Source organism: Pseudomonadota bacterium (assembly GCA_026388255.1).
GTDB lineage: Bacteria > Desulfobacterota > Syntrophorhabdia > Syntrophorhabdales > Syntrophorhabdaceae > JAPLKB01.
Map to the genome: position 1 here is coordinate 153,376 of JAPLKC010000089.1, position 14,200 is coordinate 167,575.

12 protein-coding genes are annotated in these 14,200 nt (G+C 46.1%); all 12 read right to left on the reverse strand.

Annotation, left to right across the window (positions count from 1 at the left end):
* Nucleotides 1–16: 16 nt before the first annotated feature.
* Nucleotides 17–1,045 (reverse strand): radical SAM protein, encoded by a 1,029-nt coding sequence (locus tag NT178_13100; GenBank protein ID MCX5813460.1) that lies wholly within the window; start codon nt 1,043–1,045, stop codon nt 17–19.
* A 68-nt stretch (nt 1,046–1,113) separates the two neighbouring features.
* Nucleotides 1,114–2,919, reverse strand: a complete 1,806-nt coding sequence (locus tag NT178_13105) for a radical SAM protein (protein MCX5813461.1) — start codon at nt 2,917–2,919, stop codon at nt 1,114–1,116.
* 114 nt (nt 2,920–3,033) lie between these two features.
* Complete coding sequence (locus NT178_13110; GenBank protein ID MCX5813462.1) at nt 3,034–4,359, reverse strand: radical SAM protein; 1,326 nt, start codon at nt 4,357–4,359, stop codon at nt 3,034–3,036.
* A 19-nt stretch (nt 4,360–4,378) separates the two neighbouring features.
* Entirely contained in the window at nt 4,379–5,530 is a 1,152-nt protein-coding gene (locus NT178_13115; GenBank protein MCX5813463.1) for a methyltransferase domain-containing protein, read from the reverse strand.
* A 4-nt stretch (nt 5,531–5,534) separates the two neighbouring features.
* Complete coding sequence (locus NT178_13120; protein MCX5813464.1) at nt 5,535–6,914, reverse strand: glycosyltransferase family 4 protein; 1,380 nt, start codon at nt 6,912–6,914, stop codon at nt 5,535–5,537.
* Entirely contained in the window at nt 6,856–8,106 is a 1,251-nt protein-coding gene (locus NT178_13125; protein ID MCX5813465.1) for a hypothetical protein, read from the reverse strand. Before NT178_13125 ends, NT178_13120 begins: the two co-directional genes overlap by 59 nt.
* A complete protein-coding gene (locus NT178_13130; GenBank protein ID MCX5813466.1) occupies nt 8,103–9,344 on the reverse strand; it encodes a hypothetical protein in 1,242 nt (413 codons plus the stop codon). The genes NT178_13125 and NT178_13130 overlap by 4 nt, the downstream gene beginning before the upstream one ends.
* 3 nt (nt 9,345–9,347) lie before the next feature.
* On the reverse strand, nt 9,348–10,628 hold the full coding sequence (locus tag NT178_13135; protein ID MCX5813467.1) for a hypothetical protein: 1,281 nt from the start codon (nt 10,626–10,628) through the stop codon (nt 9,348–9,350).
* Between the two features lie 50 nt (nt 10,629–10,678).
* Nucleotides 10,679–11,626, reverse strand: a complete 948-nt coding sequence (locus tag NT178_13140) for an NAD(P)-dependent oxidoreductase (protein ID MCX5813468.1) — start codon at nt 11,624–11,626, stop codon at nt 10,679–10,681.
* Complete coding sequence (gene rfbC, locus NT178_13145; protein ID MCX5813469.1) at nt 11,623–12,159, reverse strand: dTDP-4-dehydrorhamnose 3,5-epimerase; 537 nt, start codon at nt 12,157–12,159, stop codon at nt 11,623–11,625. The genes NT178_13140 and rfbC overlap by 4 nt, the downstream gene beginning before the upstream one ends.
* Nucleotides 12,156–13,247 (reverse strand): CDP-glucose 4,6-dehydratase, encoded by a 1,092-nt coding sequence (gene rfbG / locus NT178_13150; protein ID MCX5813470.1) that lies wholly within the window; start codon nt 13,245–13,247, stop codon nt 12,156–12,158. Before rfbG ends, rfbC begins: the two co-directional genes overlap by 4 nt.
* Nucleotides 13,248–13,260: 13 nt before the next feature.
* The gene (gene rfbF, locus NT178_13155; protein ID MCX5813471.1) at nt 13,261–14,037 is read right to left on the reverse strand and encodes a glucose-1-phosphate cytidylyltransferase; all 777 of its coding nucleotides are present in this window, start codon (nt 14,035–14,037) and stop codon (nt 13,261–13,263) included.
* Nucleotides 14,038–14,200 lie beyond the last annotated feature (163 nt).

The following is a 14,200-nucleotide window of genomic DNA, read 5'->3' on the forward strand; positions in this document are numbered from 1 at the left end:
TTATCGCCAAATCAGTTTATTCATATATTTCCTTCAATCTTTCTACATCGCGATCCAATACGTCTTCGGGGAAAGGTCTGCATTGAACTATAGTACATTTTTCGCAAACACCCCCAAAGGCGACGCTTCCATCAAGCATTTTACGCTGGCATTGTCGGAGGACTTTGCTCTGCCATATATCGGTCAGGGGTTGTGTGTTGCAATCGCCAATGCCCATCATTGATTCGTTGGAACAAGGGACGACTCTTCCATCCGGGCAGATGGTTATTAAATGAAAAGGTTGAGGGCATATTCGAATCGGAGGCAGCTTCACGCCCAGCGCATTGTAATCCGGTGTTCCATCTTTAAGCCAGACGCTGTAATCGATTCCCTGAACATTCGGGACAACGGATTCTATCGCGTATAAGTCACAATAATCCCCAAACAACTGAACAAACTTTCTTTCATCATCTTTGTCATCCAGAACGCAATTCATGGTTTTTATGTACACTCTTGTTTTTCCGCCCAAACGGATATTTTCTTCATAAAAGAAGCGTGCATTGCTTACAATTTGATCGAAATCAACATTCGCGTCACACATTTCCCTGTATTTCCCTGATGAAAGACCATAAACAGATATCCTGATTTGCGAAAGCCCGGCATTTATCAGTGATGTTGATATTTCCGGGGTTAAAAGTATTGCGTTAGTGATGAGTTCAATTTTCTCTGCAATTTGATTTTCTGAGGCATACCTGACCATTTTCACGATATTTTTATCTAATAATGATTCTCCGGCGCCGCAGAAACGTAACAGCTTTATTTTGTTCCTGAAGCCCTTCATATCATCTATGATCTTCCTGAAAAGATCCAGGTCCATAATTTTCTTTGTTGAAAGTTTAGGCCTTTTTTCCTTCGGCAGACCATAATGACAGAATTTGCATGACAGATTGCAGGCATACATATCAAATATTTGAACGATTAAGGGGTGATCAAGGGGAATGGCGTCTGCCAGTTTTATTCTTGCGCCTGTGGGTGCAGACACTCCAGTAATATTTTTTATTGTCATAAATGATACCTCCATATGAATTTTTTGGCCGTTCACCCCTGAGGATGTCGGGTGACAGCAACCATACGCTATGCTTCTTGGCGGTGCTCATTAGGCGCTTCCGGCAATACCAGACGGTCAATCAGGTTAGCCATGTTGAAGACCCTTTTAACTCCTGGGTGTTCAACCGCCACGGTCGCCTTAATATTGGTATAGTAATCCGAGGGAAGCGCCACCACGGCCTGTATGCCCTGTGCATTGATGACAGCGGGTGAGAAAATTTTCTTTCCCAGGATGGTCGCATGCTGAGCACTTTCACTGATATCAATCAGGTAAATATTCTCATTGGCCAAAACAGTGAACTTTTTGATAACATTCACTGCGTAAGCTGCCATGCCCCATAAGGCAACTTTGGAGTATTGCGCCAGGATAGCCGCTACATTCTTTTCGATCATCTTCAGAATGTTTGAATCAAATGGGATGTGTAGTCTTTGGTGGCATTTTCTGCAATTAACCCGGTTCGTAGTGAACAGCTTTACGTTTTGCCAATCATTCTTCTCTCCGCACAGCTCGCATTCACCGGTCATGTCGACTCGCCCGGCAGAGGCATATACACGGTAGATGTGATAATTGACCGGTCGTAGCTCATCCATCTGCGCATCATATATCTCCCGCATCAAGTTCCCGAATTCCTGATCAGCCATCTTTGACAAGTTGATCTGTGGGCAACCGTCGCGGAGAAATTTGACTTTATCTTTTATGATTCCTCGCTCACACGCCTGTTTGTAGATAAAGGTCCCCGGGTAAGAGATAATCGGTGCAAGCTTCAGTGAATATTCTTTGTGAGCTTGCCACCAGTTCAGGCTGTTTCTTGCTGTCTCCACAGTCTCTTCTGGGTCTCCGAAGATCAGATTGCCTTGCGAAATCATACCAAAATCGTACACCATCTTAAGGGCTTTCTCGGTTTGTTCAATGGTGATGTGCTTTCGCATACTCTTCAAGACACGGTTGTCGGCACTTTCAATTCCAAATCCCATCTGGATGCACCCGCTCTCCTTGATCACGGGAAGCATCTCCGGTATGACGTCATCCACCCGGAAGGCTGCGGACCATTTCAGATTATAGGGTTTGATCCGCGTGCAAAAGTCCTTTAGTCTTTCGAAGTTTTTTGAAAAAAGTTCGTCAAACAGGAACAAGCATTCGACTGAATACTGTGAAACCAAGTAATCCATCTCCTCGAAAAAACTATCCAACGATCGTTTTCGATACCTGTGTCCAGAGGTGTGGAAGCAAAAAGTGCAATTGAAAGGACAGGAACGGCTGGAGATCATGGAGACCGTATTTTTGTGGTGCATTCCATTAATGCTTGAACCAGCAGCAATGTTCTTCCGGATTTCGAAGCCTTCGTAGTCGGGCCAAGGAAGACCATTAAGATTATCAATTTCCTTGCGTGGATTCGTCACAACATAATGTTCGCCATGCCTGAAGACCAAACCATTAATGCGCTGCAAATCGGATCCGTTTTGCAGCGCATGGGCCAATTCACAACTGGTGATTTCTCCTTCGCCGACAACTCCGATGTCGGCAAGCTGCAAAGCTTCCATCGCCACCGCCGGTTCGGCAGTGATAATGCCTCCCCCGACCACCGTCAGAGTTTCTGCTTGTTTGGCTGCGCGAAGAATATCGTAAAGGACGCGGTATTGAACGGAAAGACCGCCTGTCATCACCACATCAATGCGGTTTTCTCTCACTTGATTGAGCACGATTTCAGCAACCTCTCCCTTCACATAGTTCAGGTTGAGGGTGTGAACCGAGAAGCCCTGCTTTTTAAGGGCGCTGGAGACGTAAGCAATGCCTAGCGGGAAAAGAGCTGTGTCATGCTCGTCCTCGATCATTCGCGGGGCTACAAGTAGAAAGTTTTTAACCTGCATTGATAAGAAGTCCTTTATTGTTGTATTTTATCAAATTTCCATGTCAAGGCATATTTATTCATTCACGATACGTGGCATTCAACCGTTATTTTTATGTAACTGCATTCCCGCAGGCACAGACGGTGCGTCAAACGGCATTAAACAATAACGGCAGGCATCAATATAACCGACATTCTCAAAAGCTTCGATAGCATCTGCCAGGCCCCGTTCATTGTGTGCATTAATATCAACACATTCGACCGCATGTTTCTCCAATACTCCTAACTCGACACCTGCATACTGGTGTGGGCACCGATATAAAATACTCTGATATAAACGATTGCAATTACGGAGTGTGCAGGCGTCAAAAACGGCCTTGAGCCTGCTTTCTTCTGTGTTGTGCAAATCAAAAGGCGTAAAATCCTGCCATTCAAAATTCTGAGTAAAGATATAAGGGACATTCTGCTCTTTGAGTATTTTCCTTGTTGCATATATGTTATCAAGTAACTTTCCTGTCGCCTGTTTTTCATAATTTGATACTTGCAGCATGAATCTCGGGTTCTTTAAGATTTGACACAATTCGACGCTTGGGACGATGGTTCCGTTTGTAAAAGATTTAATATAACCTATATTTTCAATCTCTAAAAGTTCTTCCACTAATTTTTTATAATCAGGGTGCATAAAGGGCTCTCCTCCAATCAACTCAACAAAAGTCAGAAATTGGCTGGATGCCGCTACCTTCTGAACATCTTCAATAATCACATCCTTGGGGATAAATTTGTGCTCTTTTTGAAAAGGGACAGCTTCGCAACAATGGATACATTTCAGGGTACAGGCCTGCCCGACAATATAGCCAAACCATGTAAAAGATTTGCTTCTCCAATCATCTTCAAGCGTGGTTGCGCAAGCTACTTTTTTTAAATAAGTCATACAAAGCAAGCAACCATGACGTTCAAAACCGCAATTTTCACATTCTACAAGATCAAGGGAAGTTCCATTAACTATTCTTTTGGAACATATGGGATATCTCAGCAATCGGTTTGTTTCAAATCCATTAAGGATCGTAATTTGATTGTTGTATTGCCTTACAATATCAGACAGTTGCTGTGTCATAGAGTCTAAATTTGCTGATACGAGAACAACCGTATCATTGGATAACTCACATAATCGCTGCGGTTCAAAAACAGGAATATTGTTTATTTGTTTGATTTTATCCGCCGCCCTGTCAATGTAAAAGTTTATTGCAATCCCTTGTTCTAACAATGTTTTTTCGAGCAACTGCCCAAGATAGCCGGCTGGATATATAACTATTTTATTCTTTCTTAATTGTTGCAGCAGTTCGTCTATCATTGGCTTGATCTTATCCAAATTTGGGTTTGTAGATGATATTTCCAGTAATGCATCTTTAATTATTTTTTTAATCATTTGATATCCCCTTTCACTTCTAAATAATCTGCACTGTTCCTCTGAAGTTGGTGCTATGTAATTGAGTGCGCATTTCCGGCAAGAATTTGGATTTCGGGATGAGCAGATTGAAGTCGTTAGGCAAGGTACTCAATTTATCAGAGGGTTCTATGGTGATTCCGTCGATACTACGCCCAATCTTTGCAGGGGAATTGTCGAACAGACGAGATACCCGGCCTGCAAGTTTGGGGCAACTTCCGAGTAACAACATGGCATATTGTGACACGCCCCATAATGCCAGGGAATGACCATCTTGAGGTATGTCTTCCCCGGTCAGGGGTGGAAGTGGAGACATGAAATAAGAGTTTGACGTTCTAATGGCATCAGGTTTCTTCAGTAACCCTGATAGTCTCCCCACAAGCACACGACACCTTATGTCATGAAGATATTTTGAAAAGGGTATTCCGTCTTCTTGTAGTATTTCAATGCCGGAGCGTCTGGCGAGCTCTGCGAGATGAAGTTGGCGAAAATGCGAGAGATGTTCGAAATGCATTTCTTCCCAACAGACAGCTTCCGGTGAGAGATATGAATCAGCGTCAGGGACTTCAATATAGACTAATGCATCCTTGGCATATTGTGCGAACAGACGGATCAGATGCATAGGGTTTATTAGATGTTCCACGACATGTGAAAATACAATGGCATGAATTCTCTGGAGTGGTTTTTGGGCGATGAATACATCCATGGATTCATACACCGGAAATCCTGATTTCCGGGCAACCTCGCAACTTTTTACCGAGGGTTCTATTCCAACAGCCTTTAATTCGCGGTAGCGACAGCGTGCAATAAATCCGCCCTGTCCACATCCATAATCAAGGATCAAATCATCGGTATCCGGCTTCAGTGCATCAATAATTCTATCGTAGCGTTCGTTGTTATCGTCAGAGATGCCTCCGCCTCCTCCGATATTGGAGGCAGCATAATGTTCATTCCGGAGGTAGTAATCCTGTAACTGTTTTTCCGTAAAAGCGATGTCGTCATACAGTATTCCGCATTCGTCACAACATATCAGCGTCTTTGTGCCGGGAATATTCAGATCGTCGAACAGGGCATAGCTAAGTCTGGCCAGTATATTGCCTGATTTGTTGTTACAGATTGGGCAGGCTCTCAGAGGCGTATAGTTATGTTTCATAAAATCAATTCCTGTCCATCATGACGGTGTTGCATAAAGCATCGAGCTGGGGATCGTCTCCCAGCATGCTGAGATAATGAAAGGGTGTTCCTCGCGTCTTTGATGCGAAGTCATCGAGAAACATATTAGAACCGTCATGGTGTATTGCTTTTTCAAAAATCTGTCTTTCTTCAGATTCTCCCAGCGATGCAAGAAACAGGTGTAAAGGGCTACCGTATTTCACACCGTCTATGGGTTGCGGTTGTAGCTGCCGCGGCTGTTTGGGAAGGTTGAGTATTTCATCAAACAGGACGTGAAAGGCTCTAACGCTGTGCTCAATGCCGCACTTTTCCACTACAAAGCGGTGACCGGCGACAGCAAGTTCATTACGTTCAGCGGGATTCTCCATCAGCATGTGAAGCGCTTCCGAGAAATCAGCGGCGCTCTTTGCAACAAGTCCTGTCTCACCATGACTGATGATTGCTTCCTCGGGAGGATTGGACAAGACCACAGGGACTGCTCCATAGGCCATTGCTTCAATCAACACCTGTTCTCCCGTACCATAGTGCCTCGGTGACAGCGGGTAGGCAAAAGCATGAAGTTGTCTGTAAATTACCTTCGGATTGGTCACGGGTCCGAGAATATGGAAGCGGGAGGTGAGGTTCATAGCTACCGCTTTCTTGCGAAGTTCCTCGTGCCCGGGACCGCCTGCCACAATGCAGGGAGTAGGAATGTTGGCGTTGGCGCACATACTAAGGAAGTCGTGATGCATTTTGACAGATTCTACCGTGCCGACATAGCCTGCCTGAAATGGATTTACTTTTTCACAGACATTTTCAGTGTCCTCGGGTATTCCGGAACAACTGCGGATGACACGAAGCTTTGCTTTGGTTTGTTCTGGCAACATTTGAACAGCAGGCACTGTGAAGGATGTTTTGGATGTAAAGACAAATCTGTCCGGCATGTTGAATAGGGCGGGGAAAAAGGCCTGCGGCGGAAAGAAACCATTTACATGTGACCACATGATGAGCCTTGCAGGCGGAAGTCCTTGAAACAAAAGCTGCATCATCAGAGGATGATTCCACCAGTGTGCCAGAACAATGTCGGCCACATTCAGAAGGGTCAGAAACTCTGCATGTTTTTTGGTTGTTATCTCGTCGATCCAGGGAATATGATTTCTCTCGAAGTGCATTTTTGTGACTTCGTTCAGATATTCCAGGGAGGCTACCGTATGTTTGTACGGGCATTCCGGAATGGATTCTGCCGCAAGAATGGCCCGTAACACCGTGCCGACACCGCCGCCTGCATGAGGGATGATATGGAGAATGTTGTATCTAAGTCTCATCTCAGTATCGTTCCTCTTCGCTAATTGTTGCGTAGACTCCGCAGTAACGGTGAATGCCATACTTCCTGCATCTGGTGCATAGAGGCGACACCATCCGGCAGGTGGTTATGATTTCTATGGGGGTCGTAAGGAAGTTATCTGCGCAAGTGTTTCCGTCGGGATCGTAGAACATCATGCAAGTGGATACGGAGAGATCGGCATTGATCATCACAACTCTGAGCGCATCGCAGTCCAGGGATGCTTCCGCTTTGGCCATGGTCAGTCCTTCATCAATATCCACCAACAGCAACTCTCTTGCACGCTTTGCTGCATCGGGAAGCGGTTTGCCTTCACAGTATCCTAATACATCATCAAGAGAAATCAGGTAAGCCGGTACGGGATGGAATTCAAAATCGTGCCTTTTACACATGGCGGCCAATTCTCCCTGTTGAGCCTCCGTACTGTGATTATAACGGTGGTAGTAAAGTTCAACTTTCATTTCAGGATAAATTTCCCGCCGCAACCTGGCAATGGTTTCAACATTTGAAACAAAAGAATTCCAGTTGCCACCGGTGTGCGTGATCGCGTAACTTTCACCTGTGCCGGAGACGGATATACGCAGGCACTCCGGGCGCGATTCAATGATGGCAAGAAAGTCCGCCGCGTAGTTCAGATTACTTGATATTGTGCAAAGTATGCCCTTTGTTCTAGCGTAGCGTATCATGTCGGGGAGGCGTTTGTTAATAGTGGGCTCACCCCATTGATAAAGCTGAATATTGCCGACAAAGGGGTCTTCGCGGCTTATTTTATCAATAACCTTTGTGAATGATTCCATATCCATCATGGTTAAGTTGCGGTTAGTGGGGCGCCGCTCAGCCCTTGGGCAGGAGATGCAATGCAGGTTGCAGACACCCGAGGCTTCAACAGCATAGTCGCGGGGTTTCAGGGAGCTGTATGGAAGATAATTAAGACCTTCGGTGAAACCATGTGATTCAAGGTAGGTGGCTATGTCGCGTTCGAAGAAAAATGTTGCAATGATTACGAATAGAGAACCGGCTGCGCCAGCTTCGCTTAAAACCGCCGGAGTCAATACTGGAATTCCTGCTAAAGAGCGGCCTTGCAAGTCCGGGTTTCTGTCGATAAATCCAGCAGCCTCGATTCCCCGTTGCTGGAGCTTATGGGCCACGCCGCGTCCTTGGTTTCCGGCGCCATAAATCAGAATTTTTCTGCCTTCGGTGACCTTGCCAGTCAATAGTTTGATGCTATCCGTCATTGACCGGTCTCCAGATTGTTGAGATGCATTTCCGCAAGATAGACAGCCGTGAACTGGTGTATCGCCCTTTTTCTGCATTCGACACAGAGTCTCTTTTTCTTCCGTTCGATGATCTCTGAAAGCGGTGTATCGAGGAAATTGTCAGCAATAAACGGGCGAAAGAATACGCCGCATTCGCGTACCCGGCAATCCCAGTTAATGGGAAAGGTTCTTTCCTCGCAGCAGGGAAGCTCTGCCAGATTGCGCGCTCTGGCGATACCTTCCTCCAGGGGCATGAGGAGCATGGGGAGGGTTTTTTTTGCCTCCGGCGAGAGTTCCTTGCCATCCACAAAATCCATCACAGAGTCAAGGGGGTAGAGATAAGCATTGTTAGGGATAAATATCAGCGACAGGTCCTTGCAGAGTGATTCTATACGGCGGTAGTCCTCGCCGATATTGTGTTTGTAAAGGTGATAGTTGAGGATAATCTGCATTCCCGGATGGAGGGTATCGCGGAGATGGGCCAGCTTGTGCAGGTTGGACAGGAAAACCTTCCATTTTCCTCCAGTATGAGTCTTTTCATAGTTTTCCGCCCATCCTGAACAGGAGATTTTGAACCAGTCCGGCCGGGCCTCAACCACGGCATCTAAATTTTTAGCGTAATTCAGATTGGAAGAAATGGCCGAGAGCACCTTGGCTTCTCTTGTGATGGTAACGATTGCGGGCAGTTCCGGATTGAGCAGCGGTTCTCCCCATGTGTAAAGCTGTACGCTTCCCAACAATGGAATTTCTCTGATGAGTTTTTCGAGCACCTTTTTATAAGTAGATGCAGACATGAAACCGGCAGGTGGTTGATGCTTGTCGTTCCCCCTTGGACAAGATATACATCTAAGATTACACATACCTGAAACATCCACGCTGGGGTCAATATCATTGAGGTCTTCGCAAAGGATGTAGTCTTTCCCTTTGGGAAAGCCCGCCTGTTCGCAAAGCCCGGCAATTTCCGGAGAATTATGTCCCGAGCCCGTTATGATGATTCCATTGCCTGCGCGGACGCTCGCAAAGGCATCATCGGGTTTGTGGATGGAATAGCCGAGGGCTTTCCTGCCCTGCAAAGAAGGGGATTTATCAATGAAGGATTCTACGGAAATTCCATTTCGCTCCAACGACCGGCATACTCCCTGACCGACGATCATGGCACCCCAAATAAAGACCTTTTTGTTCAAACAGAGTTGGCGTAGTTCTTCAAGATTAATCATGGTTTATTCTTCCTTTTGCACCGGAATGCTGGATTTGGTAGCAATAAGCTTTTCATCGCCATAGACGCAATAAGCCCGATGAATACCCTTTTTCATGCACAGTCGGCAATGTTCGCTGTTTATACGGGTAGTCTCGATTTCATCGAGACTTGCGGACATGAAATCCTTGTCAAAAAGTTTAAGCGCGGGATCGTACCACTCCATACAATGTGCTACGGAAAGATCCCAATCAATCCATAAATGGTCCATGTAGAAGCATGGTCGGTGACGTTCGGAGTGTGCAATGCCCATAACTTCTTCAACGCCAAGGAACTGGAGTTTTCTGGTTTGAGAAGCGGCGTCTGTGATCGGTTTGCCGTCGATCACAAGGTCGATATTGTCCAGCGGTGCCAGCGCAGCATGACGGTATCGCAATATAAAACCAAGTTCGTTACAAAGTGATTGGATTTTGAAAAAATCCTGCCGGTTATGTTCGTAGATGTGGAAGAAAAATTCGATGATCATATCCGGGTGATGACATTGCCTGTATTCGGAAAGTTTCCGGCAGTTGGTGTGGAAGGTTTCCCAACGTGCACCGGTGTGAGTGGTCTCGTAGTTTTCTCCCCAGCCTGAATTAGAGATGCGGAACCAGTCGGGGCCAGCCTTTACAACATTTTCGAAATTCTTCGTCATTGCCAGATTGCTCGATATCGCGGAAAGAAGTCCTTTCTCCCTTGTGATCTCTATGATGTCGGGCAATACAGGATTGAGAAGAGGCTCGCCCCAGTTGTAAAGCGTTATTATACCTGTCCAGGGATCGTCCTGAAGTATTTTGTCTACAAGGCTTTCGTATGTTTTTGCGGACATGAAGCCCGGTTTGCGATGCCGCGGCCAATTGCCGCGAGGGCAGGATATGCAATGAAGGTTGCACATGCCGGCAACATCAACCTGGTAATTGAAACGTCGTAGCTCACCATAGACGGCAAAATCCGCGTTTTTTTGCCAGCCTTCCGCAATGCATATTTCGGAAATTTCATCAGCGAAGAATCCTGATGCCACAATAATGAATGCTTTTTGAGGCGATGTCCCGGCAAAAAAAATGCCGGGATTTGTTATGGATAAACCAAAAGCGGAAGTGCCGGCAAGAGATGGCGAACTGTCGATATATCCGGTTGCATGAATACCATGCCTTGTCAATGCGAGGCGGGTCGCGTAGCCTTCATGGCGCGCGCCCCAAATGTAGACATTACGTCCCCCAATCAGTTTTACGAGGTTTTTGGAATTCTGTGAATTGTTTGTGTCCATAATTTGTAATACCCTTTCAATGTCAATTTTGACTGATGTTGCATAGTATCTCAGTCTTCTAAAGGCACAAATGATGATTTTGACGAGAGATCTATTGAACAGTTACACTGTTGTATGGTTTCCAACAATCCCTCTTCAAGTGAAAAACAATATCTCCACCCCAAATTCCGCAACCGTGCATTATCCCCGCAAATGAACGGTGGCTCCCAGTTACGGTAGGGCAGTGCGCCCAACTTTATTAAATCACTGCGGTTCATCAGTTTGCCGAGCATTTCCAGCAATTGACGGATTGACACGGGTGACCCAGTTGAAATATTAAATACGCCGTCAGCCTGTTTTTCCATTAAAGTGCAAAAGGCTGTGGCAACATCAGCAACATGTATGTAATCCCGGACTTGATCTCCGGGGCTGGCCGGGAAAGGGATGCCCTGCTTTAAGGCCTTAATAGCTGCCGGCACCAGCCGCCTTTGATCCTCCTGCGGCCCGTAAGGATAAAATACCCGACCCCAGGCAAAAGAAATTTTGGCCTGCGTAGCTAACTGGCTGCCCAAAAGGCAACAGGAGAGTTTTGCTGCCGCATACAGGCTTGTCGGACGAGCGGGTGTGTCTTCGTGAAGATAGCCGAAGTTCATATCGTATTCAAAGCAGGTTCCCGCAGCGACAATTTGACGGCATCCTGCTTTGATGAGTGTTTGGAAGAGAGATAGGCTCGACGCAAGCGATTGGATATTTTGCATCGAATCGAGATATTTGCCTGGTTCGGCATACCAGGCTAGATGGATGCAGGCTTCCGGTTGGAACCTGTTAATGGATTTCTCCAAAAGAGCAGCATCCTCAAGCGTTCCGGCGATCGTATCAATTTGTGTATACATCGGCTGCAAGCTGGTCATAGGATCATCCGGTATGGATAGGACGGTGACCTGATGGTTTCTGAGCAGCAGGGCTCTTATGATATGAGCGCCGATAAAGCCGGAAGCGCCGGTTACGAATACTCTCATCGCTTTGCCTCCCAATCCGGATAGGATGCATCCTTCTTAGAGACGACCATAACCGGAAGTGGCCATTCAATTTTAAATGCCGGGTCATTCCATCGGACACCCTGCTCGCTTGCCGGGTGATAGAAGGCGGAGACTTGATATAAGACCTCTGTCTGTTGCACCATGGTCTGGTAGCCGTGGGCGAAACCTTCCGGGATATAAAGCAACTGATGATTTTTTTCAGATAGCTCAGCCGAGAACCATTTCTTGAACGTTGACGATTGGGGACGCAGATCGACAATGACATCGTAAATGGCGCCCATGGTACATCGGACAAGTTTTACTTCGGCATGGGGATTGTCTTGATAATGCATACCTCGCAACGTGCCTTTTGTTTTATTGAAGGAGATGTTGCACTGGACTATATTGGGATTTAAACCATGGTCTTCAAATTCGCGCCAGCAGAAAACCCGGGTAAAGAAACCCCGCTCGTCTTCAATGAGATCAGGCGTGATGATAAAAGCCCCGTTGAGTCTGGTTTCGGTGAATTTCATTCTTCAACCCATGCGATGTGCTTGCTTTTCGCGTCCTCCAGATAATGATTGAGATGTTCGTCGCTTAATATTTTGTTAGATTCATAAAAGGCTTTATACCAAAGGGTGGTTTTCGCAATGGCATCCATTCCCTTCCAGACCGGCACCCATTTTAATTTTGCTCGGGCTTTAGAGCAGTCGAGCCGGAGCATGCCTGCTTCGTGCGGCTGATCGGGTGTTTGATTTATTTCATAATCAATCTTTGGCCAAACCCTTTCTACCTGCTTTACGATTTCGCCGACTGTTATATTCTCCTCTTCGAAGGGGCCGAAGTTCCATGCTTCGGCAAATTCTTTCCGGCCCTCTATTAGTTTCTGGCCGAGGAGCAGGTATCCGCTCAAGGGCTCAAGGACGTGCTGCCACGGACGGGTTGCTTTTGGATTTCTTATAGGGACTTTTTCGTTCTTGCTGATAGCCCTCATAATATCCGGTATTAGTCTATCATCCGCCCAATCGCCGCCGCCGATGACATTACCTGCCCGGGCACTTGCCAAGAGGATATTGTGGTTTTTGCCATAATCATTGAGATTGAAGAAGGAATTGCGATAACTTGAGGTGACGATTTCAGCGCACCCTTTGGAGGCGCTGTATGGATCATGGCCGCCCACAGGATCATTTTCCCGATATCCCCAAACCCATTCTCTGTTCTCGTAGCACTTGTCGCTGGTGATATTTACAATTGCCCTCACGGAGCTTGTTTTCCGGCATGTCTCAAGCAGGTTTGCTGTTCCCATCACATTTGTTTCAAATGTCTCTGTGGGATTTTTGTACGAATATCTTACCAGGGCTTGTGCTGCAAGATGGAAAACAATCTCCGGTTTGTGATTGTGCAGAGCGGAGTGTATTGCGTTTATATCCCGTATATCCCCCTCAATAGAGGGCATATCAAGTTTTATCAATTGAAAATGATTTGGTTGAGACGGAGGATCAAGAGAAAACCCGATGACATCTGCCCCAAGCTCTTTCAGCCATAAGGCAAGCCAGGAGCCTTTGAAACCTGAATGTCCGGTAATAAGAACCCGTTTATTTTTCCAAAAGGTATGTTCTATCAATTACCTTGCCTCAATCCCAAATTTTCCAGGGGGCATTGTCTTTGCTCCAAAGTTCTTCCAATAGCGCCTTATCACGCATCATATCCAAGGGCTGCCAGAAGCCGCGGTGCCGGTAGGCCATGAACTGCTGATCTGCCGATATCCTTTGCAGGGAATCCAGTTCGAGATTAACGCTGTCTTCGCTAAGATAATCAAAAACCTCAGGTTGCATCACAAAAAATCCACCGTTGATCCAACTGTCGTCACCTCTTGGTTTTTCCCTGAATCCCTCCACTACATCGGAGTCGGAGATATTTAATGCCCCAAACCTGCCGAGCGGCTGAGCCGCGGTAACCGTGACATACTTCCCGTGAGATTTATGGAATTTTATTAATTCATCGATATTCACATCTGACAGGCCATCGCCGTAAGTCAACATAAAAGGCTCATTACCCACATATTTTTGCACACGCTTGACTCTGCCCCCGGTCATTGTTGATAAACCAGTATCCACCAAAGTGACGGTCCATTTTTCCGCAGAGTGCTGGTGAGTGAACATCTCTCTCCCGTTTCGGAAATTGAAGGTTACATCCGACTCATAAACGAGATAATTTAGAAAGAATTCCTTAACTGCATTGCCCTTGTATCCAAGACATATAATAAAATCATTGTAGCCATAGTGAGAATAAATCTTCATTATGTGCCAGAGAATCGGTCGATCACCAATTTCAATCATGGGTTTCGGCTTTAAGTGCGACTCTTCACTGATGCGCGTACCCATGCCGCCAGCCAGAATAACCACTTTCATGCTGCCTCCATACAATCAGGATATGAAATATAATTAGCAAGTATCATGCCAAAATATAAATATATACTATGCAAAGACTTCATGGGTGCTTATTCTGTTTGCAAATGCCAATAAATCCTTCCTGCTGTATATTAAATCACTGCGGGTAATTCCCCGGACCTGA

Bases quoted from the DNA above. Each gene is read 5' to 3' on its own strand.
- NT178_13140 (MCX5813468.1), bottom strand. From the start codon at position 11,626: ATGAGAGTATTCGTAACCGGCGCTTCCGGCTTTATCGGCGCTCATATC.
- NT178_13120 (MCX5813464.1), bottom strand. From the start codon at position 6,914: ATGGCATTCACCGTTACTGCGGAGTCTACGCAACAATTAGCGAAGAGG.
- rfbF (MCX5813471.1), bottom strand. From the start codon at position 14,037: ATGAAAGTGGTTATTCTGGCTGGCGGCATGGGTACGCGCATCAGTGAA.
- NT178_13125 (MCX5813465.1), bottom strand. From the start codon at position 8,106: ATGACGGATAGCATCAAACTATTGACTGGCAAGGTCACCGAAGGCAGA.
- rfbC (MCX5813469.1), bottom strand. From the start codon at position 12,159: ATGAAATTCACCGAAACCAGACTCAACGGGGCTTTTATCATCACGCCT.
- NT178_13135 (MCX5813467.1), bottom strand. From the start codon at position 10,628: ATGGACACAAACAATTCACAGAATTCCAAAAACCTCGTAAAACTGATT.
- NT178_13110 (MCX5813462.1), bottom strand. From the start codon at position 4,359: ATGATTAAAAAAATAATTAAAGATGCATTACTGGAAATATCATCTACA.
- NT178_13130 (MCX5813466.1), bottom strand. From the start codon at position 9,344: ATGATTAATCTTGAAGAACTACGCCAACTCTGTTTGAACAAAAAGGTC.
- NT178_13115 (MCX5813463.1), bottom strand. From the start codon at position 5,530: ATGAAACATAACTATACGCCTCTGAGAGCCTGCCCAATCTGTAACAAC.
- NT178_13100 (MCX5813460.1), bottom strand. From the start codon at position 1,045: ATGACAATAAAAAATATTACTGGAGTGTCTGCACCCACAGGCGCAAGA.
- NT178_13105 (MCX5813461.1), bottom strand. From the start codon at position 2,919: ATGATCGAGGACGAGCATGACACAGCTCTTTTCCCGCTAGGCATTGCT.